Here is a 3912-nt window from a genome sequence, read left to right as displayed (position 1 = left end):
GCCAATCGCGCCAAGATCCTCATCTCGATTGGAAGTCGGGAAATCCGACTGATCGCGAACGATGGGCCATGTGACCTCGCCACTACCGCGATCTGGGGCGATCACGATCCTTTCCAAGGTATTCGCATGGTGCAATTGCATGCTCGGATCCCTTGCGATTGATCGTGCCGGGAACTAAACCAACGCCTAACAGCCGCCGGTGCACTCGGCTAAAAAGAGCACTGGATCCCGAAGGGGCTGCCAAGTGATGAAGAGCGCCACCCCTGCTGAGCAGCCGTCGCGCGAGGACTACCAGCTTGAGAGATCGCAGCGCGGCGCGAGTGCCACGGTAGCAGGCCTGCAACTTTGGCGAATAGGCTCAAACTTTGGAAGCGAAACAAAACCGAAAGACCAAACGAAATTTGCGCACTCTGAACAATGGTGTTGGACCTTTGCGTGCCCCCTGTTAATGGCATCGTCATTTATCGGTTGTATGTTCCGATCCTGGATTGCATATTTTTCCCGTTGACGACCGCCTATTGTTTTCAACAATCATGGTTTGGGCAGTAATGAATAATCGAGGTCGGGTTTGCAATTATTCGACTATTCTAGGCGAACGGGTCGAGGGACTGGTCGCACTGTTTCGAGAACTGCAGACCCTCCGGCGTCGCCTGCAAGCCGCACAGGCGAGAAGCATTGCCAAGATTAACCGTATCCCCAAGGCCAGCCGTAGAAGGAGAGTTCTTCGGCGGAGCTAGCTGCCGCGAGTTCGTAGAGCCGTCAGTGCAATGATCGAACTTGCCACTTCCGCTTTCTAGGAAGCTCGCGCCAGGATCGCTCTACCGAGACTTCATCGTCGAGTACCCGCGCAGCACCGAAGCATTGGAGCAACAGTCGCACAGCTCTTTGGACCGGTGCACGATCGTCAATTTGCGTCGCGTGCGCGATTCAGGCCTGCTCTCTCGTAACGAACCGGACAAATATAGCGCGGCGGCGAGAGTGCTCGCGGTCCTCATCGGATGCTTACTATGACAGAAAACGCCGGGATTCATATCGACAAGCTGATCTATGCGATTGCCTTGCTAGACGGCGCCAAACGCATTCATTCATCTGCACCTGGTGCAGACATTTCCCGAATAGGGATTCCCTTCTACCTTCTCATCGGCTTCAGCATAGAGAACGGTTTGAAAGCTTTGCTGCAATTTCACGGGCAACATCAACGTGAACTGCAGCGGTCCCATGACCTTGCGGATTTGTTAGCAAAGACTGATGGACTCCGTGAGCGCCTTTGGCCTGGCACTGTAAAAGACGTGGAACACCTCAGCCGTTATCACAAGGAGTATTGGTTCAGATACCCCGAACGCGCCGCTACTGCCGACGTCTATAAAGCCGAAAGTGCCTGTATGATGGCCGACCACCTCCTGGTCCAGGTCGCGCATCTAATTGGTTATAGGGGATGACCGTAGGTAATCACCTTACCCAAACGTGCAGGACTGCAGATCGCCATGAAATCACCATCGGCGCCTTTGGCCACGTGCCCACGGCCGTAAGCAGCATGATTGAGGACGAAATTACTCTCATCTTGACCGATGGCGACGACAAATTTGGAGGAGATGGTGCGCGGTTCACTCGGGCAACAGGCCGGCCGATATGGCGCAATCTGAACGAGATCCCGCAGTGATAGTGGGGAGCGCCCCACTACGTCTTGGCTGACGTGCGGAATTTTCCGCATTCTCCGCGGCCACAGCTAAAGATCGAGATAACTCACGTGCGCCTCCCCGGCCGTCACTTGGAGGTGAACGCCGACGACGCTCGCAATGGCAATGGAGATTTCCTCATCCATCTGCTCAACTATGATGGCGACCGACTTGTCGATTTCGATCTCGGCAATAGGTCGAATTGTAACATCCTGTTCATTCGCCATCACGACACGGCCTCCATTTGTGATTGGTTCGGCTGGGGGTGGAGCGGCGAGACCCTATCCGTAAAATCCAATCAAAAGACGGATAGCAAAGAACGCCCCCGCGGCTACCGCTGCCGTCATGGCTATCGCGAAAGCTATTCTAGCGGCTTGGATGGCGGCCCCCTTGGCGTTGATCTTGTCGTCGGCAATCTTGGTAGGCAGATTGGCGTCATGTTGCTGCAGCGCCGCCCTGATTAGAGCGACAGTCTTCTGGCGTCACCCTGTGACACACTCAGCGCTGTCGCAAAGAGCATTCGAATCGTTAGCCTATGAATACAAGCTTCGTTCCGATGTTGTCATCCACATACGTCCCCTGAAGTCTTGACGTGATTCTGTTCCCTTACGAGTGACGGTCGCGAGAAGAGGCATTATTGCCGAAGGCGAGCTGCGACACACCTACCAGGATAGTGGGGGTCCTATGAAGATTACCGGCCTTGCTGTGGCAATACGCTCCGGCGCAGCCCTGCCTTTTGACAAACTGAAGGAACACACTGGCAGAGCAATTTGCCTTTACACGATCCTCTTTACACACGTCTCCACCTCGGCCACTTACAGCGCTTTCTGCGGCGCGGTCACAGGCCCGCCATGGTCGTTGCACTACTGCCGCCATCTCCATAGTTGAGGCCAACGGTGCCGTTCAAGGCCCGGCAAGTTACGCGTTCAACCGCCAAACTGCGATCGGCCACAACGGTAGTTGTCCGGGATTCCCTCAACCTGAGGACAGCTCTAACATAGCTATCGTGTTGAATTTCGGAACCATTTGGGAAGCGCAAACAAGAAAAAAGGAGAATGACAGATGAGCCTGGAGCGCCAGTACCGAGAGTTAGAGGATTTGCGAGAAAAGGTCCGTCAATGGGAACGGAAGAACTCGTGCCGGCGGTCGCTCGAAAGGCAGTCGGTGTGGCAAGAGGTTCTTCTCTCAATTCCGGGACACATCACCTCCGAGCCATGCCTGGTGCGTGATCTCTCCAATAGAGGTGCTGGCATTCAGCTTAATGGACTCACGCTTCTGCCGACCGAGTTTTCGCTTTCTTTCGATGGGTTTCGCACCACCTCTCCTTGTCGCCTCATCTGGCGACAAGGAGACTTCATCGGGGTGGCTTTCCACGACACGGGCCGTTACTCAGCCGTCGTTGAGACAAATACGAGGCCTGTTTTGCCGCACAATAGCACAAGGAGTTGAAACTCACACGGACAACCTCGCGCACTAGCACCTTGTGTCAGCTCCCCGCACCGAGAAAATGAGTAGTTGCTAAATCGCGTAAATTGAGATGAAGACGGCCCCTGGCTGGAGGCAAAGCCCCAGAGGCCGGCTATGCCAAAGACTATTCGTGAACAGCTCGACGAAGTGGAGCGAGAGGTCACACTTTACAATGAATTCGACGAGGCTGAGAAAGCTCGCTTCAAACTTGAGTGTTTCCTTTGGACAGCGGAAGAACGCATCGAATGGCAGGAGACGCAGCGTTCGATAGCCGAGCACCTCAGGGAGCTCACGACAAGCGCACGGCTCTGCTTGACGAGCTTGAAGGATGACTTCGTAACCGACGCACAGATCGAACGTGCGCGACGTTGCTTGGTCTCAAACGAGACTGCCGAAACCGAGCGACCGCGCGCTTATACCGATTGAAGTGGTATCCGCGTACGTCTCGCGGAGGCTGGTAACGAAGCCACGAGCCGGAGGACAACTTGGCTCGGCGTACTGCGGATGATACCCGGAATGCTTCTCTTCTCAAGCACGAGCCGCTCGCTTCGGCACGCGGTCAGATTACGCTAATGAGGCGCACTGTGCAGGGATACCTTACGACGTTACGATGGAAGAGTTCCAGGCGCTGTTATAGCCGAATTGCCACACGTACAAACGTTCCGCGCGCCTGCACTTACTTTGGCGCTGCCTTAGGGCTCGGACTCAATTGATCCAATAGGCAACGATGGCGGCGAGATGGACGGCAGCCAAGAAGTTCGTGGCTAGT

At 55.1% G+C, this 3912-nt stretch carries 3 protein-coding genes; all 3 read left to right on the top strand.

The genetic code is table 11. The features are described from left to right. Positions 1-1007: 1007 nt before the first annotated feature. The 3 genes from ACM43_RS09880 (at position 1008) to ACM43_RS09870 (ending at position 3569) form a co-directional block, all read left to right on the top strand. On the top strand, positions 1008-1439 hold the full coding sequence (locus tag ACM43_RS09880) for a hypothetical protein (protein ID WP_141697723.1): 432 nt from the start codon (positions 1008-1010) through the stop codon (positions 1437-1439). 335 nt (positions 1440-1774) lie between these two features. Then, a complete protein-coding gene (locus ACM43_RS09875) occupies positions 1775-2140 on the top strand; it encodes a hypothetical protein (RefSeq protein ID WP_157786113.1) in 366 nt (121 codons plus the stop codon). 1117 nt (positions 2141-3257) lie between these two features. Beyond that, positions 3258-3569: a hypothetical protein gene (locus ACM43_RS09870; RefSeq protein ID WP_036032331.1), complete on the top strand. Its 312-nt coding sequence runs from the start codon at positions 3258-3260 to the stop codon at positions 3567-3569. Positions 3570-3912: the final 343 nt, after the last annotated feature.

The organism is Bradyrhizobium sp. CCBAU 45321, from assembly GCF_028128975.1.
In the GTDB taxonomy this organism is placed as follows: domain Bacteria; phylum Pseudomonadota; class Alphaproteobacteria; order Rhizobiales; family Xanthobacteraceae; genus Bradyrhizobium; species Bradyrhizobium yuanmingense.
The sequence above is the reverse complement of the archived record's forward strand: the minus strand, read 5'-3'. Positions and strand labels throughout refer to the sequence as shown.